The 23789-nt window shown below is 35.1% G+C and carries 22 protein-coding genes; 8 read left to right on the forward strand and 14 right to left on the reverse strand.

What is annotated here, in order from left to right; all coding sequences use genetic code 11:
* The first annotated feature begins 3 nt into the window (after positions 1-3).
* From mvk to fni, 4 genes are all read left to right on the forward strand, one after another.
* On the forward strand, positions 4-936 hold the full coding sequence (gene mvk, locus AC3B7A_RS00145) for a mevalonate kinase (RefSeq protein WP_489755757.1): 933 nt from the start codon (positions 4-6) through the stop codon (positions 934-936).
* A gap of 3 nt (positions 937-939) precedes the next feature.
* Positions 940-1899, forward strand: coding sequence for a diphosphomevalonate decarboxylase (gene mvaD, locus AC3B7A_RS00150; protein ID WP_489755758.1), 960 nt, complete (start codon positions 940-942; stop codon positions 1897-1899).
* Between the two features lie 211 nt (positions 1900-2110).
* Positions 2111-3184, forward strand: a complete 1074-nt coding sequence (locus AC3B7A_RS00155; protein WP_489756499.1) for a phosphomevalonate kinase — start codon at positions 2111-2113, stop codon at positions 3182-3184.
* Positions 3185-3199: 15 nt separating this feature from the next.
* Positions 3200-4240, forward strand: coding sequence for a type 2 isopentenyl-diphosphate Delta-isomerase (gene fni / locus AC3B7A_RS00160; RefSeq protein ID WP_489755759.1), 1041 nt, complete (start codon positions 3200-3202; stop codon positions 4238-4240).
* Positions 4241-4577: 337 nt separating this feature from the next.
* Here fni and AC3B7A_RS00165 read toward each other — a convergent pair whose 3' ends face one another.
* The 3 genes from AC3B7A_RS00165 to AC3B7A_RS00175 are packed head-to-tail and all read right to left on the reverse strand — an operon-like array spanning position 4578 to position 7710.
* Entirely contained in the window at positions 4578-5957 is a 1380-nt protein-coding gene (locus AC3B7A_RS00165; RefSeq protein WP_489755760.1) for an RsmB/NOP family class I SAM-dependent RNA methyltransferase, read from the reverse strand.
* A complete protein-coding gene (locus AC3B7A_RS00170) occupies positions 5947-6930 on the reverse strand; it encodes a hypothetical protein (protein ID WP_489755761.1) in 984 nt (327 codons plus the stop codon). The genes AC3B7A_RS00165 and AC3B7A_RS00170 overlap by 11 nt, the downstream gene beginning before the upstream one ends.
* 3 nt (positions 6931-6933) lie before the next feature.
* The gene (locus AC3B7A_RS00175; RefSeq protein ID WP_489755762.1) at positions 6934-7710 is read right to left on the reverse strand and encodes a hypothetical protein; all 777 of its coding nucleotides are present in this window, start codon (positions 7708-7710) and stop codon (positions 6934-6936) included.
* A 337-nt stretch (positions 7711-8047) separates the two neighbouring features.
* Here AC3B7A_RS00175 and lepB point away from each other — a divergent pair, with 337 nt between their 5' ends.
* Positions 8048-8695 (forward strand): signal peptidase I, encoded by a 648-nt coding sequence (gene lepB, locus AC3B7A_RS00180; protein ID WP_489755763.1) that lies wholly within the window; start codon positions 8048-8050, stop codon positions 8693-8695.
* 31 nt (positions 8696-8726) lie between these two features.
* On the forward strand, positions 8727-8909 hold the full coding sequence (locus tag AC3B7A_RS00185) for an LBP_cg2779 family protein (protein ID WP_489755764.1): 183 nt from the start codon (positions 8727-8729) through the stop codon (positions 8907-8909).
* Positions 8910-9015: 106 nt separating this feature from the next.
* On the opposite strand, the gene AC3B7A_RS00190 is transcribed toward AC3B7A_RS00185, so the two are convergent.
* The 7 genes from AC3B7A_RS00190 to dnaG form a co-directional block, all read right to left on the reverse strand.
* Positions 9016-10362 (reverse strand): APC family permease, encoded by a 1347-nt coding sequence (locus tag AC3B7A_RS00190; RefSeq protein ID WP_489755765.1) that lies wholly within the window; start codon positions 10360-10362, stop codon positions 9016-9018.
* A 139-nt stretch (positions 10363-10501) separates the two neighbouring features.
* The gene (thmT, locus tag AC3B7A_RS00195; RefSeq protein ID WP_489755766.1) at positions 10502-10687 is read right to left on the reverse strand and encodes a 2-hydroxymuconate tautomerase; all 186 of its coding nucleotides are present in this window, start codon (positions 10685-10687) and stop codon (positions 10502-10504) included.
* A gap of 4 nt (positions 10688-10691) precedes the next feature.
* Positions 10692-11930, reverse strand: a complete 1239-nt coding sequence (gene pepT, locus AC3B7A_RS00200) for a peptidase T (protein WP_489755767.1) — start codon at positions 11928-11930, stop codon at positions 10692-10694.
* A 13-nt stretch (positions 11931-11943) separates the two neighbouring features.
* Positions 11944-12741, reverse strand: coding sequence for a Nif3-like dinuclear metal center hexameric protein (locus AC3B7A_RS00205; protein ID WP_489755768.1), 798 nt, complete (start codon positions 12739-12741; stop codon positions 11944-11946).
* Positions 12738-13427: a tRNA (adenine(22)-N(1))-methyltransferase gene (locus AC3B7A_RS00210; RefSeq protein WP_489755769.1), complete on the reverse strand. Its 690-nt coding sequence runs from the start codon at positions 13425-13427 to the stop codon at positions 12738-12740. The genes AC3B7A_RS00205 and AC3B7A_RS00210 overlap by 4 nt, the downstream gene beginning before the upstream one ends.
* A gap of 240 nt (positions 13428-13667) precedes the next feature.
* Entirely contained in the window at positions 13668-14765 is a 1098-nt protein-coding gene (gene rpoD, locus AC3B7A_RS00215; protein ID WP_489756500.1) for an RNA polymerase sigma factor RpoD, read from the reverse strand.
* Positions 14766-14820: 55 nt separating this feature from the next.
* Entirely contained in the window at positions 14821-16671 is a 1851-nt protein-coding gene (dnaG, locus tag AC3B7A_RS00220) for a DNA primase (protein WP_489755770.1), read from the reverse strand.
* A 300-nt stretch (positions 16672-16971) separates the two neighbouring features.
* Between dnaG and AC3B7A_RS00225 the strand changes: the two genes are divergently transcribed.
* A complete protein-coding gene (locus tag AC3B7A_RS00225) occupies positions 16972-17535 on the forward strand; it encodes a cadmium resistance transporter (RefSeq protein WP_489755771.1) in 564 nt (187 codons plus the stop codon).
* A gap of 3 nt (positions 17536-17538) precedes the next feature.
* On the forward strand, positions 17539-17886 hold the full coding sequence (locus AC3B7A_RS00230; RefSeq protein ID WP_489755772.1) for an ArsR/SmtB family transcription factor: 348 nt from the start codon (positions 17539-17541) through the stop codon (positions 17884-17886).
* Between the two features lie 8 nt (positions 17887-17894).
* Here the strand turns inward: AC3B7A_RS00230 and AC3B7A_RS00235 are convergent, their stop codons facing one another.
* The 4 genes from AC3B7A_RS00235 to AC3B7A_RS00250 form a co-directional block, all read right to left on the reverse strand.
* Complete coding sequence (locus AC3B7A_RS00235; RefSeq protein ID WP_489755773.1) at positions 17895-19265, reverse strand: hypothetical protein; 1371 nt, start codon at positions 19263-19265, stop codon at positions 17895-17897.
* A gap of 542 nt (positions 19266-19807) precedes the next feature.
* Positions 19808-21880, reverse strand: a complete 2073-nt coding sequence (gene glyS / locus AC3B7A_RS00240) for a glycine--tRNA ligase subunit beta (protein WP_489755774.1) — start codon at positions 21878-21880, stop codon at positions 19808-19810.
* Positions 21873-22766 (reverse strand): glycine--tRNA ligase subunit alpha, encoded by an 894-nt coding sequence (gene glyQ / locus AC3B7A_RS00245; protein ID WP_489756501.1) that lies wholly within the window; start codon positions 22764-22766, stop codon positions 21873-21875. The genes glyS and glyQ overlap by 8 nt, the downstream gene beginning before the upstream one ends.
* Before the next feature lie 243 nt (positions 22767-23009).
* Positions 23010-23744: an NADPH-dependent oxidoreductase gene (locus tag AC3B7A_RS00250; RefSeq protein WP_489755775.1), complete on the reverse strand. Its 735-nt coding sequence runs from the start codon at positions 23742-23744 to the stop codon at positions 23010-23012.
* Between the last annotated feature and the right edge of the window lie 45 nt (positions 23745-23789).

Genomic DNA, 23789 nt, shown 5'->3' on the forward strand with positions numbered 1-23789 from the left:
CTTATGACAATTTCGGGTCAAGCCCACGGTAAAATAATTTTAATAGGTGAACACGCTGTAGTCTACGGACAACCAGCTATTACTATTCCCTTACTAGACATTCCTACTACAGTAACTGTTACTAAAACCAAAGCAGCTATTAAGCTTAATTCTAAATATTATGATGGCCTTTTAACTGACGCTCCCAGCGAATTACAAGGTATTGTAGCCTTAGTAGAACTATTAGTTAAGGACTTACCAATTGAGCCCCAATTTAAATTAAAAATCAAAAGTGCGCTCCCCATTGAACGGGGGATGGGATCCTCAGCGGCCACTGGCGCAGCCATTACCAAAGCTCTATTTAATTATGCTAAACTGCCGTTAGAACAAAAAACATTACTACATTATACTAATTTTTCCGAAAAAATAATTCATGGTACTCCGAGTGGAGTAGATGCTGTCACCGTTAATTCTTCGCAACCTATTTATTTTATCAAAAATAAACTCATTCAACCATTTGCTATGAATCTAAAAGCTTATCTGGTAATTATCGATTCTGGCATCAAGGGTAACACCGGACAAGCGGTTCATGATTTACGAATCTTCAAACAACAAAAACCTCACTTAGTTAATCAAAAGATTAAACAACTAGGAAATTTAACCAAGCAAGCTCAATCTAGCATTAAGCATCAACAAATTACCACTTTAGGGCAAATATTTACGCAAGCTCAAGAAATTCTACAAACTTTAAATATCAGTACACCATTTTTAAATCAACTAATTACCGTTGCCAACCAACATGGTAGTTTGGGTACTAAAATAACCGGCGGCGGTCGCGGTGGCTGTTTAATCGCCTTAACTACTGATTTAACAACTGCTCAACGTATTGCCCATGCCGTTAACCAAGCGGGGGCTTACCAAACTTGGATTCAATCACTTCAACAAGATAGGAATTAAATAATGTCAACACTTACAACTGCTCATACTAATATTGCTTTAATCAAATATTGGGGAAAAAAAGATGCTACCTTACGTTTACCGTATACCGATAGCTTATCACTAACCTTAGATGGTTACTATACAACAACTACCACCCAATTTATTAGTGGCAAGACTGATCAAGTTTTATTAAATCAGCAACCAGCACCACTGACTTTTTTTCAACGAACAAAAAAATTTTTGGATTTTGTACGCCAACTAAACCACAGCCAACAAGCTATCTTAGTTCAAACCGAAAATCACGTTCCCACTGCTGCCGGTTTAGCTTCCTCAGCTTCGGGCTTTGCAGCTTTAGCTGGTTCTTTAAATAAGCTATTTTCAATGCAGCTCACACTACCAGAATTATCACGTTTAGCTCGTCATGGTTCTGGCTCAGCGACGCGTTCCATTTTTGGTGGCTTTGTTCAATGGCAACATGGACAAAACGATCAAACTTCTTTTGCGAAAAAAATCAATGATGATTTGCGCTTTCCTATTCGAATTATCAGCGTTGTTTTCAACCAACACCAAAAAAAAATCTCTTCCACCTTAGGAATGCAACAAGCTGTTAACACCTCACCTTTTTATAGTATTTGGCCACAGCTGGTCGAACAAGATTTAACTGCTATGTTAAAAGCAATTGATGCCCAAGATATTAAACAAATTGGCATGATTGCCCAAAACAATGCTTTAGCTATGCATGCTTTAAACTGGACCGCACGTCCTGCCTTTTCCTACTTTTCAACTGCAACCATTAATTTAATTGAATTCTTAGCCCAACTACGGCAGCAAAATTTATTAGCTTATGCTACTATTGACGCTGGTCCTAATGTCAAGGTAATCACTTCCGTTAATGACGTTATGAAAGTTCAAACAAAAATTCACCAAGCTTTTCCACAGGCAACAACAATAATTCTCAAACCAGGCCCAGGAATTCAATAAAAGATATGCTATAATATTTTTTTGGTATTTTATAAAGAAAATTGAGCTCAAAAAGTTCATTAATTATGTACTAAGTATTAATTTTCTAAATAATAAAATTAATATTATTGGTCATGCTGCAAGTACTATTTAACCTCGTACTTGGTAAACTTTATTAAAACCAAACTTATTAAGATAAGCTAGATCAACAAAGATGAAAGGTTTTGATGAATTGATAACTGTGAAAGCTCCAGGTAAATTATATATTGCGGGTGAATATGCCGTGGTAGAGCCTGGCTATCCAGCAATTGTTGTTTCTTTGGATCAATTTGTCACGGTTTCAATTAATCGTGCACATGATCACGGAACAATTAATTCCAAACAATATGAAGAAATGCCCGTCATTTGGCAAAGAAAAGGAAATCAACTAATCATTGATAATCGGGATAACCCGTTTGAATATATTCTATCTTCCATTAAATATACTGAAAGATATGCACTGGAAAAGAAATATTCCTTAGAATTATTCGACCTCAATGTTAATAGTCAATTAGACTCCAAAGATGGTAAAAAATACGGTTTGGGATCTTCAGCGGCAGTTACCGTAGCAACTGTTAAAGCGTTAGATCAATTTTATAGTTTAAATTTAACGAAAGAAAAAATTTTCAAATTAGCTGCGATCTCACATTTTATGGTGCAAAATAATGGTTCTTTTGGCGATATTGCTGCTAGTGTTTACGGTGGCTGGATTGCCTATCAAGCTCCAGATCGGCGATGGCTAACCCACCAATTAAAGACTAAATCTCTAATTCAAGTACTCGACCAGTCTTGGCCTCAACTAAGAATTGAATCTTTAACTTGTCCCCAAGATTTAAATTTGCTTATTGGTTGGAGTGGTAGCCCCGCTTCAACTCCAGTTTTAGTTGATAAAATTGCTGTTGCACGCGAACAACAACAAGAACACTATCAAAATTTTTTAGCAGCTTCCAAACGTTGTCTTCAAACAATGATTCAAGGTTTTAAAGAAAACAATGCTGCAATAATTCTGCAACAAATTACCATCAATCGTCATATTTTACAAAAATTAGCACAATTTAGTGGCGTCGTTATTGAAACTCCTCGCTTAAACAAACTTTGTGAATTAGCACAACAACATCATGCAGCCGCGAAAAGTTCCGGTGCCGGTGGTGGCGATTGTGGAATTGCTATGATTAAAAATTCTCAACATACTCAACAATTACTAGATGATTGGCGTGCTCACAATATTTTACCGTTAAATTTTAACGTCTATACCCCTCTAGATTAGAAGGTGAGGTTTTTTATGCCTAAACAACCCTATGATTTACAACGTAAGAATGAACATATTTTTCTTTCAGAAAAATTCTATCAAGCTACTAATCCTTTTTTTGAACAACTTCGCGTAATTGCCCCCGCAATTCCCGACTTGAATTTAAACGACATCAAATTACAGTTTACTTGGCCCCAAACCCAAAAAACAACTGCTGCACCCATTTATATTAATGCGATGACTGGTGGTGCACCACAAGTTCTGCAGCTTAATTACCAGTTAGCACAAATTGCTAAAGAATTAAATCTTGCCATCGCCGTTGGTTCCATGAGTAATTACTTACGCTACCCAGATTCCTCGGAGGTAAAAAAATCTTATCAAGTAATTCGGCAAGTTAATCCGCAAGGTGTAGTGATCGCTAACGTTTCTGCCACAACACCTTGGTATGAAGCCCAAAAGTGCATTGATCTATTACAGGCCGATTACTTACAGATTCATATTAATGCTGCTCAAGAGGTAGTTATGCCCGAAGGTCAAACTAATTTCAATTGGAGTTCAAATATTCAAGAAATGGTAAACCATCTGACCATTCCCATCATTATTAAGGAAGTTGGTTGTGGATTGAGTGCTGCTAGCGTCTTGCATTTACAGAAGCTGGGCGTTCAAGCCATCGATGTTGGCGGTCGAGGTGGAACTAATTTTGTTCAAATCGAAAATGAGCGTAATCATCAACTTGATTATAATTTTTTAAAAAATTGGGGACTAACAACTTTAGAATCTCTACTTGATCTAAAAAAAGACGCGATCGCAATAGATATTTATGCGTCAGGTGGAATTCGTTCGCCACTAGATGCGATTAAATGCTTTGTACTGAATGCTAAAGCGGTCGGAATTGCTGCCCCAGTCTTGCATTCCCTCAAACACCAAGGTCTAGGCCAAACCCTAACTAATGCCCAAAATTGGCTTTTTCAACTGAAGCAAACAATGTTACTCTTAGGATGTTCAACGGTCTTGGAACTAAGTAAAGTTCCTTACCGATTAGATAGTGAGTTAACCAATTTCAATAATCAATAACAGAAAATAAACATTTTGCACGGTGGTGGCTGAAACCACCAAAGCGCTCTGATCATTAATCAATTGACGCTCAACAGATTAAAAATTAATGTTAGGATCTTTAATTTCCAGAATTAAACTGGTAGAATAATTATCTAAGGGCATTGTTTTTCCTTCTTTCAATAGTTTTTGACGACTAAATTGTAACATAGGGAGGCAATGTTCTTTTATTGTGTCCAAAAATAAATTGGTCTACATAAAAAGAGTGCCAATGAAATCACTCATCAACACCCAATATTATAGAACCTAAATAATTCCGTCGAATTATCTATCCACCACTAAGCTTAGAATGTTTATTTTACTGTCTTAAACCTTTGGGATAAAAATTCTTTAATTGGTTGTGTACCAGCTTTCCCCAAGAAAAGATTTTATGTTCAAAACTAACAGCCACAAACCCCTGATAATTAACAGTTCGATCATTATCCAAAGTTAAAGCTTCTCCATGAACAAAATGAGCAAATTGTTGATCAGTCAAATTTATTACCTGCCGAAAATCTTCCGGCTTTAATGCTAAAGCAAGTGCATGATCGGGCTCAAATCGGTTCTTTTTAAAGGTTCCTAACTTGAGGCCATTACGCAAAACATGTAATGCTTGATTTTGATTTAAAACCAACGCTTGGCTATATAAATCATTGCCAGTAACTAATGGCTGAATTTTTAAAGTTTCAGTTAAAGTGTGCGTTTGAAACGTTTGCCACAAGTTTAAATTAACTAAAGTTTGTTGCTTACCTTTTGAATGTTTAACATGCGAACTATGTGAAGAATTTTTAACTGTGAAAGAAGCAGCTGGATCTTTTTTCAAAGCGCAAATAAAGTGCCCCTCACCTCTATAATGATGCGGAAAAAGCCGAATCGCCTTAGTTAAATCTAAATTACCATTGCCCCATTGAGCAACACCATGATCCATTTGAGGCGTATGTGGCAAATCAATAATTGAAAAGGGATAATTACGAGTCAACCAATCAATATTTTGTTCGTCTTCTTCAGGTGAAAAAGTACAAGTTGAATAGATTAGACGCCCGCCTGGTTTTAACATTTTAATCGCAGTTGCCAAAATTTGGCGTTGCTTTTTAGCACACTGTAAAACATAATCTAATGACCAGTAATCCATTGCAGCTGGATCTTTACGAAATAACCCTTCTCCTGAACAAGGTGCATCAACGACCAAACAGTCAAAATAATCTGGCCAAACTACTGCCAATTGTTCCGGCGTGTTATTAGTCACAACAACATTTTTAGCTCCCCATCGTTCAATATTTGAGGATAAAATCCGGGCACGTTGAGCATTAATCTCATTAGCGACTAAAAGACCATCCCCCTTTAATAAAGCTGCTAACTGCGTACTTTTTCCTCCCGGAGCTGCACACAAATCTAGAACTCGTTCTCCAGGTTGTGGATTGGCTAATTGAGCTACATTCATTGCACTAGGATCTTGAGAGTAAACCCAACCAGCTAAATGATCAATTGCTGTCCCCTTAACTTGACCGCGGTAACCATTATTCACTGATACTAGCGGTCTTGTTAAGTCTTCATTAACCAATTGATACTGAATTTTAGCTGGATTTAATCGAAAACCATGGGTTGCCTCTTTCGTTAAACTAGTCAAAAAATCTTCAGCTTGCGTTCCTAACAATTTTTGATATTTAGTAACAAAATCAATAGGTAAATTAATTTTCATGCTTAACCTCATATTTATTGCGAATTAATAATTGCACCATCGCTGCTAAAATTACTATAATAAATAGTACTATCAAATATAACATAAAATATTTCCAACTAATGATTTGAATTTTAGCCGAAATAAAAATTAAAGCTACACCAAAGACAACTAACTCAGAAATCAAGAATTTCAACCAATTGCCAAATCGAAAATCAAACAACAAATCACCTTTTAATAATGATTTATTCAATAATTTAACGGTTGGAATTTGAACAAACAAACTCAAAATTAAGACCACTACCGCAATGATAAATAAGATAACTAAAGTTCCACCCCAGCGTAACCACCAATTTTGAGTAATATTATTAATTTGATTAGCAGAACGAACAGGAGCCTTTGCCTGAAGAATTTTTTGTACTTGTTTTAACTTTTGTGGATGATTTAATAATTGACCATCAACAACTACCTGATAATGACGCAAATGCGTTTGATTATGCTGGTTGGGTGAAGCAGAAATAAAAATATGCTTGTTCAATTTTGTCGTATTACTTAATCCCGTGTAACCAATAACTGAATAGTAATTATGATTTAACTTATAATAAGCTTGATATTGTGGTTTATAAGTTTGCTTAGATAAATTCCGACCTAAAACCACAAAGGGAATGGGCGATTGAAAATCACTTGCAGAGAAAAAACGTCCATTAGTCATCGGCAATTTCGCCATTGAATGTGACATATACACATAACTCATATTAGGATTTGCTTTTTGAATAAAATGAATTTGATAATCCTTAATGTGTTCTTGCTCTAATCTTTGTAAGACATGCGGAATTGACTGCCGCGATTTAGTGGGATAAATTAGGGCATTTTCTTGAATATTACCGCGATTCATCAAAGTTCGATAATTACGCAAATCATTTTTGGAAACTGTGATCCCTGCTAAAATCAATAAGCATGCAATTAAAATATTTAATAAAATTGTTCTTTTCATAATTCACCTAACTATAAATAAATGATCTTTGATTAAATCAAATTCTGGATAAAATCGATTAATCTTCGCAATGCGTTTATCATAATGTAAGTGGGCTTCTTGCCAAAAACGCTGGCTGTTAGTCGCCCCTTGATATTCACCAATTACCCAAAATTGCGGGGGATTTATCCATGAACGAATTTCCTGAAGAATTTGCCAATCAATTTCTTCACGGTCAGGACTCCAAGCCAATAAAATTACATCAACCTGCCGCCCAAATCGTTGTAAAGCCGTTAAAGCATTCAAATTATAAACCTCTGTCCAAAGCTGCTTTCCGGTATTACTTTGTTGTGCCCACGAAAAATCATCTGTGGCAATAACCGATTGTTGTCGCTGCTTTAAAGACCAACTCAAACTACCGTTACCAGCCATTAATTCTAAATAAGATTGTTTTGGAAAAGCTTGAACCCAACAATCTAACATTTGGTCATTGACTAGTGCCCAAACACCATATTTTTGCTGTAAATATTGTCGAAAATCGTCCAAAAAGCGCGCAAACTTTTGTACACTCCACACTTTTTGTTGCCAATTCAATTGCGGAAAAATTTGTTGATTTAATAACAGCCGTTTAATTGTTTGTTCGTCTAAATTTAAATTGGTCAGCGCTTTTGCCGGTAATCTTTGGCACCGATAGGCTTGAATCATTAATTCCATTTGCTTTAATAATGCAGTAATTGACCAATCAGCTTGAAACTGAATTTGATAATCATGAAGTTGCTGTCGATAATTATAATTTTCCATGTTTTGACCTATATTTAATTAATTCCTTTAGCAGTTTAACACAATCTTCTCTTTTTACTATCAGACTTGTTCAAAAAATCACTAAGCTTATAAATGCATCTAGTAGTTACCTAAAGAGTTAATAGTAATGCATACTAATAATTTCAGACCTCGAGCTTGACCTTTTTAAGTGCTATACTTTATTGTTTAGATGTCTTAATTTACTAACTTAGTTAATTATCATTGACCAAAAAGTTCCAGCTAAAAACTAATCTTAATAAATTTTTTAAAGATATCTAACACATAAAAGTGTATCATATTAATAGAGATATTAAACATTGGTAAGCGAGGTTCAAGTATGAATAAAGATAACAGTAATAGCTTAAAGGAATGGGGGATCTGGCTTTTACAGACTTTAGTCTTAGCTGCAATTTTGTTTGGAATAATTTCACTATTAAATCATTACGTTTTTGACAACGCACGGGTTTCTGGGACATCAATGCAACCTACATTTGAAGACGGTGATCGTTTAATCGCTTATCGTCACAGTAAATTAAAGCAAGGCGACGTAGTTGTTGTTGATGCACCTGATGAACCGGGACAATTTTACATTAAACGGATTATCGCCACACCAGGACAAAGTGTTACTGCTAAAAACAATCAAATTTATGTCAATGGTCAACAAATAAAACAAAATTATTTAAAACCTGGTTTTAAATTAGTTGATGATGGTAGTGATGGTGTTTATGGAACACGTTATGCAGATACAGGTGATTTTTCCATTCGTTCTTTAGCTAAAACTTCGAATTATATGGAGATTTATTCCAAAAAACAATTGCAACAAATGAAAAAAACTAACAAAGTTCCTAAAAATTCTTACTTTGTTATGGGCGACCACCGTAGCGTTTCTAAAGATAGTCGCTATATTGGTTTTATTAAGCGTAATAAAGTTGTCGGGGTTGTTAAATGGCGTTATTGGCCACTCACTCATATGAAAACTTTTTAATTGCAAACCATTACCAGAGAGGATAAGTTATATGAAAAACAATTTATCAGAATTAATTATTCAATATCAAAAAAATACTAATAAAAATGATGCTCAATTTGCTTTTGAAAGCCATTTTTCAGTTGAACAAATTCATGCTATTAAATCAGGTGAAGGAACTTATACTCCTGATGAAGAAGAACGAATTATTCAATATATTAAAGATCATTCTTAAAGTTAGGATTAAGCAAATACCAATAAAATGGCGAAAGTATAAGTTTTATATACCTTCGCCATTTTTGTATTATTTATAAAATTTAAATTCAATGATTTAATTGGATTTACTTGCGCCAAAAATAGGCCAATAAGCCAATAATCATCCAAATACCTAAGATCACATATTCATAAGGCCAAACTAAAGAAACAGGCGTCCCCGGGATAATTGTTCCCAAAGTAATTAAAATGGCAGCAATTCCACCTAAAATGGGCAAAAACAATGATTTATTATAAAAACCACCCTTTAAGTTAGGATATTTTCGTCTAATCTTTATCAGATTTAGCGTATTAAAACTCCAAGCTAGAGCTGTTAATAAACCACCGGTATCTAAAAAGTAAGTTAATGCTCCCTTGCCTAACCACCCAATCGCTAAAACTAAAACTAACGTCAAGGTCAAGGCTCGATATGGCGTTCCAAAACGTGGATGAACTTTAGCAAAATATTTAGGCAAAATATCATGTTCAGCCAAAGAAAACAACAATCTTGGAGCCGAAGAAAATAAGGTTAAAAAACTAGTACCCAATCCCAAAAAGGAAATCAAATAAGCTAATGAACTTAACAACGGATAACCAGCTTGCTTAAAAGCATCAATGGTTCCCATCGATAATTGAGCTGTTTTTTGCCACGGATAAATCCAAGCAGATGATAATAACACTGCAATATAATAAGTAGCAGCTAAACTAATCGCTCCAATGACAATCCAACCAATTTTTTTAGGCGGTGTCTGCGTTTCCCCGGCAAGAATCCCAATTGATTCCCAACCAGTTAGGAAAGTCATTGCTGGCAATATAAAGCGAAATACTTGTGGTAAAGGTTGTTGATTACGATAAAAAGCTGGCCAAAAATTGGCCACTTGCCCTTTAGAAAAACCGACCACTACCAAAATTGCGCCCAAAACCAATAATAAGATAAACAAAGTGGTTTGTACACGGCTAGTTAATTTAGCACCTAAAAAATTTAACCCATAGACAATCAGTGTAATAATAACTCCTAAAATCAGTTCACGATAGTGAACAGCTACGCCAGCAAAATGATAACTCGAACCACTAGCAACTTGCGGAAAAATACGAGCAATTAATAAACTAGAGGCTGTTACAAAAAAACCTAGAATACTCAAATAAGCACCTAATAATGCCCAGCCAGCAAATAAAGCACCTTTTTTACCAAAAGCTTGGTAACCATAAACAACTTCACCACCAGCTTCAGGATAAGCAGTTGACAATTCCGCAAAAGACAACGAAATTAAAATCGCTAAGCCTGCGGCTACAATCAAACCAAAAATTTCACCACCGGCCCCATATTGATGAAAAAATTGACTATTAGTATAAATCCAACTACTACCAATCACTCCTCCAGCACCTAAAGATAATAAACCAATAGTACTAATCTTAGGCTTCAAATGTTGGTCCATTAATCTACCTCAATCTTATATGATTTTACTTCTAAAGTTTAAAAAATTATACAATTATTATTCAGCCAACCTATTCTAAATACCTAACAATTAATGCAACTGCCAGAAATTTTTAGTTCGATCTATTTTTTAATTGTAGTTATTCTTCAGATTTGAGAATTCCTCCGACACTATAGTGATTAGGTTGCATCTCATTTAAAACGATGTGAATATGCTCGGCCGGTGCCCCAGTATTTTTACTAATTGCTGTCGTAACATCACGACACATTTGTTTTAGTTGTTCGGGAGTCCGTCCAGCTAATAAATCAATATGAACTAAAGGCATTTTCTTATTCTCCTTTACTATTTAAACGAATAATTTCTAAAACGACAGCAACCGCTTGCTCCATTACTTGCTGAGATACATATTCATAACGACCGTGCATATTTTCCGGTCCCGCAAATAAATTAGGTGTGGGCAAGCCCATAAAAGAAATGATCGAACCATCAGTTCCACCTCTAACTGGTTCTTCATCCAATTTAATTGCTAAATTAGTCATTGCTTGTTCAGCTAAAGCAACGACATCCATGTGATCTTTCATAACTTCGACCATGTTTGAATACTGATCAATCATCTGCATCTCTACGGTATCTGCACCATACTTTTGGTTTAATTGCTGAACAATTTGTTGTAGTAACTGTTTACGCTGTTCTAGCCCCTTCTGGTCAAAGTCACGAATAATGTAAGCTAAATGCGCTTGATCAATTGTGCCTTGAAAATCAGTCAGTAAAAAGAAGCCTTGACGACCTGCGGTTTTTTCTGGAACTTCTTCTGGTGGTAAGGCTGTCTGTAATTCAATGGCAACTAAGTTAGCATTAACCATAATATCTTTGGCAACACTAGGATGAACATTTTTACCATGAATAATAATTCGGGCAGCCGCAGCATTAAAAGTTTCATATTCCAGTTGACCTAAAGAACCACCATCAACCGTATAGGCAAAATCAGCAGCAAATTTTTCAACATTAAAATTATGTGCTCCCTTTCCCGTTTCTTCATCTGGACTAAATCCTATTCTAATTTGACCATGCTTAATTTTTGGATGCTTTAACAGATATTCCATTGCTGTCACAATTTCACTAACACCCGCTTTATCATCAGCACCTAACAATGTTGTACCATCAGTTGTAATTAAGTCATGACCTTGATAATTTTTTAAATTAGGAAAAACAGCTGGATCTAATTGATATTCTCCTTGAGTATCCAAGTTAATTACACTTTGACCATCATAGTTAGTAACTATTTGTGGTTGAATGTTTTCAGAGTTAAAATCTGCTGTGTCTACATGTGCTAAAAAACCAATAGTTGGAACTTCGTAATCTAAATTACTCGGTAAAGTCGCCGTCAAATAAGAATTAGCAGCATCATATTCTACATGGCTCAAACCTAAATCAAGTAGTTCTTGTTTTAAATTCAACAAAAAGTCAACCTGACGTCTAGTCGTAGGAATCGTTTCCGATAACTCATCTGAGCGCGTATTTTGCCGAACATAACGTAAAAAACGAGGTACTAAAGTTTCGTATTTCATATTTAGATTCTCCTTATAAAAATGTAAAGGGCTCAGTTATAGTTGTCGAAGCCAAAATTTCTAATTGCCAACAAGAAGATTGCTGATTCCACTTCTGCAGTAAAGCTTGGGCTTTACGATTAAAAATAGCTTCAATATGGTGACCAGGATCAATTACTGGCAGATTAGCAGCTAATAAATCATGACCAGTATGATAAGTCACATCACCAGTAATAAATAAATCCACTGGTACATTTAGTGCTTGCGGATAAAATTCACTCCCACTCCCTCCAATAATACCAATTGTTTGCACTTTTTGCTGCAAATTTTTAGCAATCACGCGCAAACCAGTTAAGTTCCAAAGCTGCTTTAATTTTAAGGCTAAATCATTAATCGTTAATGTTTGCTTCAGCTTACCATATCGTCCTAGCGCAACTTGTCCATCATCATAATTAAAGGGAGCAATTTCCTGTAAATCAAGGGATTCTGCCAACCAATCATTCATTCCGATCGGCGCCCGATCTAAATTAGTATGTGCGGCATAGACCGTAATTTGATGACTTAATAAATCAGCATACATGCGATTTTGAGGCAAAGACGTATCTAAACTACGTGCTGGATGAAACATCACTGGATGATGAGCGAAAATGAAATCTACCTGCTTTTCAATCGCCTCTTGAACTACAGTTGGACGAACATCCAAAGTTGTTAAAACACGGTGAACTGGTTGCTGTAAACTTCCCACCTGTAATCCTGAAGGATCATTTTCCATTTTTAAATTCAGGGGTGCAAATTCTTCGATTTTTTGTACTAGTTGTTGACCTGTTATCATTGGAGAACATCCTCAATTCTTTGAATTCGTTGTTGTGCCCAAGCAATCTTTTTCACTTGCGGATTTTTAGCTTTTTGTAAATTACTATACATCATTTTACTCCGCTTTAATTGCTGGCGCCATTTATTTTTAAAAACGATATTTTTTTCCTGCATCAAATAAGGACCAAACATTAACTGTTCTGAAGACAACTTTTGTTGGCTACTACTCGGTCTTGCCTTAACGATTTCATAAATATGTTGACCTTCTTGCACAATTCTTTCAGCCACAATCAAAAAATTATGTTTAACTAACCATTGCCGCACTTGATACTCATCATTATTCGGTTCCAATATTAAATCTTTAATTTGTTTTAAACGACATTGACCTTGCTCTAAAATTTGAGCAATTAATTGGCCACCCATTCCGGCAATCACTGCCGTTGAAACCTGATCAGTATCTTTCAAAGCGGCAAAGCCATCGCCTAAGCGTGTTTGAATTTGCTCCGATAAAGCAGCTGCTTTAATGTCTTTTTGTGAACTATTTAACGGCCCTTTGGCAACTTCAGTTGCCAAAGCAGCTGGCACAATTTGCTGCTGAACTAAATAAATGGGTAAATAAGCATGATCTGAACCAATATCTGCTAAGATAGCAGTTGGCGGTACCAGATCAGCAATTGCTTGAAGACGATTTGATAGTTTTAGCACTGAAAAACCTCTTTTTCCAAAATAAAAGACTGGAGGCAATAAGATTTATAAGTCTAGGACAATAAAGTTAATGATCGTATTCTATCTAAGATTAAACGAACATTAACATCTTATTGTGAGCCAAATTGGGCTCATCCTTATCAATCAATTACTGCATTTCAAAAGTCCCATTTTAAACATTTTTAATACTTTTGACTTTTGATCCAGTCTAATAAACAATTTAATTTTTAATTTAAAAATCTAATCAAGAAAATCTTTTAATTGATTAGAACGTGACGGATGACGTAACTTTCGTAAAGCTTTAGCCTCAATTTGACGAATTCGTTCTCGAGTAACACCAAACACCCGGCCAACTTCTTCTAAAGTTCTGGTTCGACCATCATCTAATCCAAATCGCAGTCGTAAAACATTTTCTTCACGATCTGTCAAGGTATCTAAAACATCCTCTAATTGTTCTTTTAATAATTCGTACGAAGCATGATCTTCTGGACTAGTAGCCTCATCATCTTCAATAAAGTCACCTAAATGTGAATCATCTTCTTCACCAATTGGCGTTTCTAAAGAAACTGGTTCTTGAGCAATTTTAAGAATATCCCGCACCTTTTGTGTAGGAATATCCATCTCTGCACCAATTTCTTCTGGTGTTGGTTCCCGTCCCAAGTCTTGTAATAACTGTCGTTGAATTCGAATCAATTTATTAATTGTTTCCACCATGTGAACAGGAATGCGAATGGTTCGAGCTTGGTCAGCAATCGCACGGGTAATTGCTTGACGAATCCACCAAGTAGCATAAGTTGAAAACTTAAAGCCTTTGCGATAATCAAATTTTTCCACGGCCTTCATCAATCCCATGTTACCTTCTTGAATCAAATCCAAAAAATGCATTCCTCGACCGACATAACGTTTAGCAATTGAAACTACTAACCGTAAATTAGCCTCAGCTAACTGCTGTTTGGCCTCTTCGTCCCCTTGTTCAATTCGTTGCGCCAACTCAACTTCTTCTTGAGCATTTAATAGCGGAACCCGACCAATCTCTTTGAGATACATCCGCACTGGATCATTCATCTTTACGCCCGTTGGGGCGGACATATCATTTAATTCTCGGTGGTTAACTTCTTTTTGACTTTTCAATGCCAATTTACTAGGATCACCATTTTTATCAACCACACTAATTCCTTTATCAGTGAAATGATTAATCACTTCACTAATAGAATCACCCTTTAAAGCAAATGGCTTAATTAGTTGATCATTTAAAACTTGTTCAGAGATTTTTCCGTCTTTTTTATGTGCTTTAATCAAATCTTTAGTAGCACGTTCTAATTCTTTACTAGACTTGATAACACTCTTTTTCTTTTTAGTTTCAGCCACGAAAAATCCTCCTTAATTATCATTATTAATCAGTTGCTAATTTTAATTGTTCTAATTCCTGACGTAAAGACACCAATTGAATGGTTAACTGTAATTCTTGTTGTTCGTCACCAATCTGGGCTGCCTGTTTAATCAGTGCTTGATATTGCAATAGCTGCTGCTGCTTGTGATCATACATAATGTTATTAATGTAGTCATTAACTTCTTCAGTGGAGTAGTCAACAGGACGTGGCAACATTTCAATAGTACTGACCAAATTCCGTAAGGCATCAGGAATTTGATCCATAAATTGTGCAATTAAAGGTTGAGAAACAGTTAAACAATACCGCACCCAATAATCAAAAATATCTTGATATTGATCATGAACAAACTTAAAATTTACACGCTTATCCAGTATACCAATTACTTGCGGAAAATGGAAAACAATGTTCAATAAATTTTGCTCTGAACGTTCAGTTTTAGTTAATGGGCTAGGAGTAATTGCTTGCTGGGGAGTGGCAGCAGTTTGTTGACTATTTTTACCGTAATCAGCAGCAGGTCGCAAAAGTTCCTGCGCCCTATTTTTGTCAGCTAATTCTTGTTGAATCGACGCCTGTGAAATCCCCAAACGTTGTGCTAACTGTTTGACATACAATTCTTGTTCAACGGGAGAATTAGCCGTCGCAATATAATCTAAGGCAGAGTCTAAAAATTCAACTTTCGCCCCGTCATTAGTTAAATCATATTGTTGACTTAAATACTCAATCATAAATGCAGTTGGCGTCAATGATTTTTGCTGAACTAAAGCTCGAAAAGCAGCTGCTCCTTGACTTTTAATGAACTCATCAGGATCTTGTTGATTGGGAATTACAACAACGCCAATTTCAAAATTCGTATTTTTTAATAACTCCAACGCCCGATGAGCGGCTTTAATCCCTGGAGCATCACCATCGTAACAAATTACTAGGCGTTGAGTCAGACGATTTAAGAGATATAACTGTTGGTCTGTTAAACTAGTTCCCATGGAAGCCACACCATTTTCAATGCCGGCTTGATAAGCACTAATAACATCCATAAAGCCTTCAAATAAGACTACTGCCCCTTGATGGCGAATTGCTTTTTTAGCAGCCGCCAAATTAAACAAAGTTTGACTTTTATTAAAGATTGGTGTTTCTGGACTATTTAAATATTTGGCCACTGGCTGGTCATCAGTAGTTGATGATTGTAGAACCCTTCCAGAAAAGGCAATTGTTTGCCCACTTTGATCGGTAATAGGAAACATCACACGATCCTGAAAGCGATCATAGACTTGCCCTGTCTGCGATTGAACAAACAAGCCTGAAGTCTGTAATCGTTCAGGCGCTTGATCAGTAGCTTTTAATAGCTCAACTACCGTATTACCATTCTGCGGCGCATAGCCAATTTGAAAATGATTAATGGTTTCATCACTTAATTGTCTCTTGTGCAAATAATTTAAAGCGGCTTCACCAGACTCGGTTTTAACCAGAATATAATGATATAACTCTTGAACAGTTTGATAATCATGCTTTAATGCAGTTTGTGGAGAACTTGCAGCAGCTTTTGTTGCTTGTTCATATTGTTCTGGTAAATCCAGACCTACAAATTCAGCAACCTTAATCACTGCTTCTGGAAAAGTCAAACTTTCAATTTCCATTAAAAATTTAAAAACATTCCCGCCCCGACTACAGCTAAAACAATGAAAAATTTGTTTATCTTCAGATACGGAAAATGATGGTGTTCGTTCTTCATGAAAGGGACATAATCCAAAAAGATTCCGTCCTGACTTCTTTAATTGAACGTAAGGTTCAATTACATCGACAATATTAGCCTTTTGTCGAACTTCTTCAATAAAAGCTTCTGGAATCTTAGTTGCCATCTGCTTTCACTCCATTTTACAAAATAAATCAAATATTAAAATGATCCGTTACTATGGGAATAAGTTTGCTAACGCATTGATTGAATTACTTTTTACGTAGCTCTATATCACACCCCACTTTGCCTAATAGTAGTATTATTGTACTGTTTTAATTTCTAAATTGCAAAAAATCGAGCTAAAAAACTTATTCCCCTGACTATTAAAGAAAATCAATTATCAGACAATATCACCATTTTCCTTGTTTATATACCAAAAAAGATATATATTGAATATATCTTTTTTGGTATATGGAGGTCACTGATGAACTGGTGGTTAATTTCAGCAACATTTATTGGTATTAATTTGGATTTCTTTTTCATTTTACTAGTACTGTTAAACAAATTCAGCTTTTGGAAAGTAACTCTTGGTTATTTAGAGGGATTAATTGTTTTATTATGTCTGAGTTTTAGTTTAGGCAAAATTTTACAAGACTTGTTGCCTGAATGGTTGTTAGGATTACTGGGCTTCTTTCCTATTTATTTGGCATTTAAAGATGATGACGAGCATCTCAGAAATCAAGACCAGAATCATCAAATAAAAACAACCTTTTTAACCTACTTGTCAGTTTGCTCTGGTTGCAATTTGTCATTATTCTTACCTATTTTAATCAATTTATCAATTACCAAATTTGCTTTAACCTTAAGTTTTATTTTAATGCTTTCCTTAATTTTTACTGGTATCATTAAAGTAATTGGTAATTTACACATTATTCAAGTAATCATGCATAGCTACGGTGAAATTTTAACCAAAATTATCTACTTTGCTGTTGGTTGCTATGTTTTTTGGGATAGCGGTTTAATTACTCATCTTATCCATCTAATCTAAGAGGTGTCTGAAATTACAACTAACAATCAAAAAATCATTCTTGAAATTGCGAATATTTCTAAAGTTTTAGGAAACACTACGCGTCTGAGAATTATCTATTTTTTAAAACAAGTTAACCAACCCATTGCCGTTAATGCAATTGCTCAACAGCTAAAATTAGTACAACCTATCGTTTCTAAACAGTTAGCTATTTTATACAACTATCAATTGGTGGCTAAAAAACGCCAAGGAACACAAGTTTTATATCAAGTAACAGATCCGCACATTAAAGAATTACTAGATGATTTATTTAACCATGTTCAACATGAAATTAATGGTCTTCCGCATCCACAAAATAAATCTAACAATTAATCATCTGATTAAGCTTTAAAACTGGCTTGCAATCGATTAAATAACTGTTTTTGATCCGCACGTCGCTGTAAGTTTAAACCATGACTTAATTGATGCCAACGTTTGTAATCAACCGCCAGGACTCGCCTTGACGCTGGGATAAAGTAAGTACAAAAATTAGCATCTTGACTATTATTATTCCCCCAAATGAAAGTGGTTTGTGCATAATCTAAAACGTACGTCACGTTAGTCTTTTGATGCCGTTGATAGTAGCAAAAATCACGTGCTGCAATAAAGGTTTGATGATAATCATGCGCCAAATTAGCAAAAATCAGACTAGTTAAGATCAGCAGGAATGTTCCCAAATTTCTTAAAACCGCATTATTAAATCTTAGCCAAGGAATGACATTTAAAAGAACTGCTAAACCGCTACAAACCACCACTACAAAACTACAACGTGGTCCATAAGGCGAAATAATCAAAAATGGTAATTGGCTGATAATTGCCTGACCAACTAACCAGGCTGTCAAATATATTAGTTGCTTATTTTTCAAGTGGCAATAGTTATACATAATTAAACTACTAAAAACGATTATTCCAAGAACAAACCAATAACAACGATATGGATGCCAATGATAAAAATTACGCCAATAATTTAGAATCGTTTCAGATTGCTTATGATTAAAACTTCGATAAGAATCACGACCTAAAATAATGCGCCAATAGGCACCATTAATAAACATAAGAAAGGCACCTATAAAATTACCAAGTGCGATCGGTTTTAAATATTTCTGATAAAAACTAGTAGTTAAAAATCGCCGACCAAACAAATACAGTAAAACAACAGTAAAACAGTTCAATAACGTCACATGCTCTGCCAAAAACTGAGCGAGTAACGCCATCGTGAATAATAACCATTGCTTTTTTTTGGTTAAGTTAACAGTTAAATTTTCAGCATTAAAAATTAGAATTGACAAAAATAACGGAAAAATTACGGATGGAACATAATTGGCAAAGCCTGAATGCCATCCCCAAGTTTGCTGAAAAACACTTTCTGGAATTAAGAATAACGCCAAAGAACATAAAACTAAACTCCAATTAGTATTAATTTGGGGCCAAACAATCTTAATTAAACGAGTCATTAAATAAACCAATAAGTCCGCACACAAACCATAAATGACTAAACTAGCCAGCGGTAAGTGACTCATCAAAATAATTAATAGATCCCCTAGATAACGTCCATCATAATTTAAAAAATCACCACTAAAAAAGTAATTAGTGCCCCAACTACTCCACCAGTTCAAATCATCACCAACTAGTGGCATCCAATAACCAATTAAACCAAATACCACAAAATCAAAAACCAAAATCAGCAAATAATTAATTGTTGCCTTTTTCATATACACTTTCTAACAACCCCAAATCAAGTTTATCAATTAGTTTTAACGTCAAATTAATAGCACAATAATATTATTAAAATTCAACTCAAAGTATGAATATACAAAATTATGTACATTAAGATAAACTAACTACAAAAAATACAATCATTGTTTAATAATTTATGTCTGCTTTATTATTTTATTCTATTTTATTTTTAATTACTAGCGATTTTAACAATTATTAAGATAATAACCATTAAAATAATGCTTTTTAAAAAAATATTTTATAGTATCATAAATAAAGGACAGACTATTTAGTTCTAAAATATTAAAATCATAACTAATATCCTTAAAAACTAACTTTATTATTTTTTTGTGTTTTAATTGGTATTTTTCCATAGTAAAAGTCATTGTCATAAATATTGATAATAATCACAGTGCTAAATCGCAAATTAAAGCATTGTATAAAAAATAAAGAAAACAAAAAAGTTTATTCAAAATAATCACAAATTGAATAAACTTTTTTAATTTAAATTAATTTTCAATCTTTAAGTTGACGTTTTTTACTTAATAACTAATTGATTGACATCACCTAAACTACTAATCAAATCGGCCAATTGCTGTAACTGATTTAATCGATTAGCTTTCACCGCTTCATTTTTATCCATAATTAAATTTTCCTCAAAATACTGACTAATAACTGGTTGCAAAGCACACAAGGATTGGTAGCGCTGTTCAATCGTCAAGCCTTTAAATTGATTCTGTAAATCAGTCACTGCTGCTAATAATTTTTGCTCTGATGGATTTTGGAATAATGCAGTTTGAATTGATTGTTTAGTAATTTGCTGCTTTTGAACAATCCGTAAAACTCGCGTTAAAGCTTCCATATCCATCTTATATTGAGCATCTGTTTGATGTTGTTGCAATACTTTGGCCGTATCAAACATCCGTACTGGATCACACGGTGACATTTTGACAACAGTCATAATAATATCATGGGGAACTTGTTGCTGAGTTAATAATTGATACACTCGCTCCACGATAAAATCATCAATCGCTGTTTTATGGGCAGCATAATCAAAGTTGAGTTTTCCCAATTGTTGTTGGTAACTAGCCATAATTTGCTCTTGTAACTGCTCAAAATCTAAATGCCATTGTTTTTGCTGCAAAATCCGAACAATTCCAATTGCCTGACGTCTTAAACCATAAGGGTCATTTGAACCACTTGGAATCAAATCAACCGCAAAGAAACTCATTAAACTTTCAATTTTATCAGCTAAAGATAAAACTTGACCTACCACAGATGCTGGTAAAGTTCCTTCAGCTGAAGTTGGTTCATAATGTTCTTTAATAGCTTGGGCAACCGCCGGTCGTTCTCCAAAAATCAAGGAATACTTCTCCCCCATAACCCCTTGTAACTCTGAAAATTCACCGACCATTTCGGTTACCAAGTCAAACTTATAGATTTCACTAGCCCGTAATACATCAGCTTTTTCAACTTCAGATAAGTTAAACTGATCAGCTAACAAACCGGCAACAACTTTCGTACGGTGCATTTTTTCACTCATTGAACCAATTTTATCATGAAATGTCACCTGATCTAACCGTTGAACATACTCAGCTAAAGAGTGCTTTTGATCTTCGGCAAAGAAAAAGGCAGCATCTTCTAAACGCGCAACAAGAACTTTTTCATTACCAGCGATCACATTATTCAATTGCTTTTGATTACCATTGCGAACTCCAATGAAGTATGGTACCAAATGACCTTGTTGATCACGAACATCAAAGTAACGTTGATTATCTTTCATTGATGTGATCAAAACTTCTTCAGGAATTTGCAAATACTTAGCATCAAATTGACCAGCAAAAGCGGTCGGATATTCCACTAAGTTTGTAACTTCTTCCAACAAATCCTCATCCCAATCAACATTCCATTGATGCTGATCAGCTAAAGCTTGAATTTGTTGACGAATTAAATTTTTACGTTGGCTTGCATCGGCAATCACAAAATCATCGGTCAAAGCTTTTTGATAATCACTTGCTGTTTCCAACGTAATCGTTGTTCCTAAGAAGCGATGACCGGACGTTTGATTACTAGAATGAACATTTAACATCTGCATATCAATCACTTCATGATCCAACATAGCCACCAACCAATGAAACGGACGAATATATTCAAAATCAAATTTATTCCAACGCATCCGGGTTGGAAAAGTAAGCTCTGACAATGGTTTAGTTAAACCAGCTAAAATTTTAGCTGCTGGTTGACCCACAATTTGCTTTTTAACATAAACATATTGTGTTCCTTTTAATTCTTTAAAGTAAATATCATCAGTACTTAATTGTTGTCCGCGCACGAAACCTTGAGCGGCTTTGGTCCAATTACCTGCTTCATCTTGGGCAATTTTTTGAGCCGGACCTTTAACCTCTAGCTCTTCATCAGGTTGTTGTTCAGCCACATCATGAATTAATAACGCTAAACGTCGTGGGGTCGAAAATTGTTCAATTTCACCGTGAGTCAAGTTAGCTGCATCCAGATAAGATTGCACTTTTTGCGCTAATTGTTGTTCACTATTAGTTACCACATGGGCGGGCATTTCTTCTAAACCTAATTCTAATAAAAAATCTTTAGTCATGATCCTGCTCCTTTAATAATTTTTGACGGGTAGCATCATCTAACAATGGATAACCTAATTTTTCCCGTTCTTGCACAAAAGCTTGCGCAATTTGGTGTGCTAACGAGCGAATTCGATGCATAAAACCAGCTCGTTCGGTTACCGAAACTGCACCTCGGGCATCCAATAAATTAAAAGTATGGCTGCACTTCAAAATATAATCGTAAGCAGGATGCACTAATCCTAAACCAATCAAACGTTTAGCTTCTTGTTCATAATCATTGAAAAATTGCAGTAACATCTTTTGATCGCTTTCTTCAAAAGCATACTTCGAATGTTCATACTCTGGCTCCTTGAAGATGTCACCATAACGCACGCCATTTCCCCATTCTAAGTCAAATACAGAATCAACATCTTGAATATAAGAAGCTAAGCGCTCAACACCGTAAGTAATCTCACTGGTGACAGGCTTTGCGGTTAAACCACCAACTTGTTGAAAATACGTAAATTGAGAAACTTCCATCCCATCAAGCCAAACTTCCCAACCAACACCGGCACATCCCATAGAAGGATTTTCCCAATTATCTTCGACAAATCGAATATCATGTTCCAAAGGGTCAATTCCTAAAGCTTTTAAACTATCCAGATAATATCCTTGAATATTTAATGGCGATGGTTTCATAACTACTTGAAATTGATGATGCTGGTACAAGCGATTGGGATTATCACCATAGCGACCATCAGCTGGACGACGTGATGGCTCTACATAAGCAGCATTCCAAGGTTCTGGCCCGATAGCACGCAAGAAAGTATACGGGCTCATTGTTCCGGCACCTTTTTCTGTATCGTAGGCTTGCATAATCATGCAGCCCTTTTCACTCCAAAATTGTTGTAATGTCAAAATCATGTTTTGAACATTCAATTTTTTATCCACTACTTTACCTCATTTCATAAAAAAAGCCCTATGCAATCAAAAATTGCATAGGGACGAATAATCTTCGCGGTTCCACCCTACTTCAGACAAAAGTCTGCTCTTAATTATTCAAATTTTGATATCAGCCATAATCTCTGTGTGCTCTCACTAACCACACTCGCTGTTTAGACAATTTAATTTTAGCAGTCTGACCGTAAGTGTCAACTACCTGCTTCTTTAAATTTTAAAACCTTGATGATGAACAAAATCTGCCACTTCTGGACGCCTAATTTTTTTAAAAAAGTTTAAATTTTTTTGTAACCAATCGCTATGCTGTGCATTAGTTTGCCGTTGTTTATAATAAGCTTTTGTTTGTTGCTGATAAACAGTCAAATCACTAAATTCTCTAGCTGGATAAGTATCAATTGCTACTTGATTAAACTGCGGTAACCGTGGTTTAACTTGGTTTTTCATTGCCGGATAACCAATCGTTAAGCCAAACAACGGTAAAGTTAAAGCCGGCAAATCCAATAATCGTGCAACTTTAAATAAATCATTACGAATTCCTCCGATATAACAAATGCCTAAACCCAATTGTTCAGCCGCTAAAACCATACTCTGAGCACTAATTGTTGTATCCACGACACTAACTAATAAGGATTCTAGATTAGTTAAACTAACAATATCTTGCTTGTTCTGCTCTAATAAACGTTTTTGGCGATATAAATCAGCCACAAAAACGTAAAACACTCCACTATGAACAACATAATCTTCACAATGAGCAATTTGACCAAGTTGCTGTCTTTTATTAGCATCTTGAATTTCCAAAATAGAAAATGCCTGCACAAAATTAGAAGAAGAATTACTGCGAGCCGCCGTCAGCAATTGTTGCTTAGTTGTTTGACTCAAACTTTGTTGTCTAAACTTACGTACTGATGAGTGTTGCTGCATTACTTTTAAAAAATCATTCATAAAAATGAAAAATCCTCCATGTTAAAAATAAACTAAAATTAAACA

It is taken from the genome of Bombilactobacillus sp. ESL1202 (assembly GCF_058107125.1).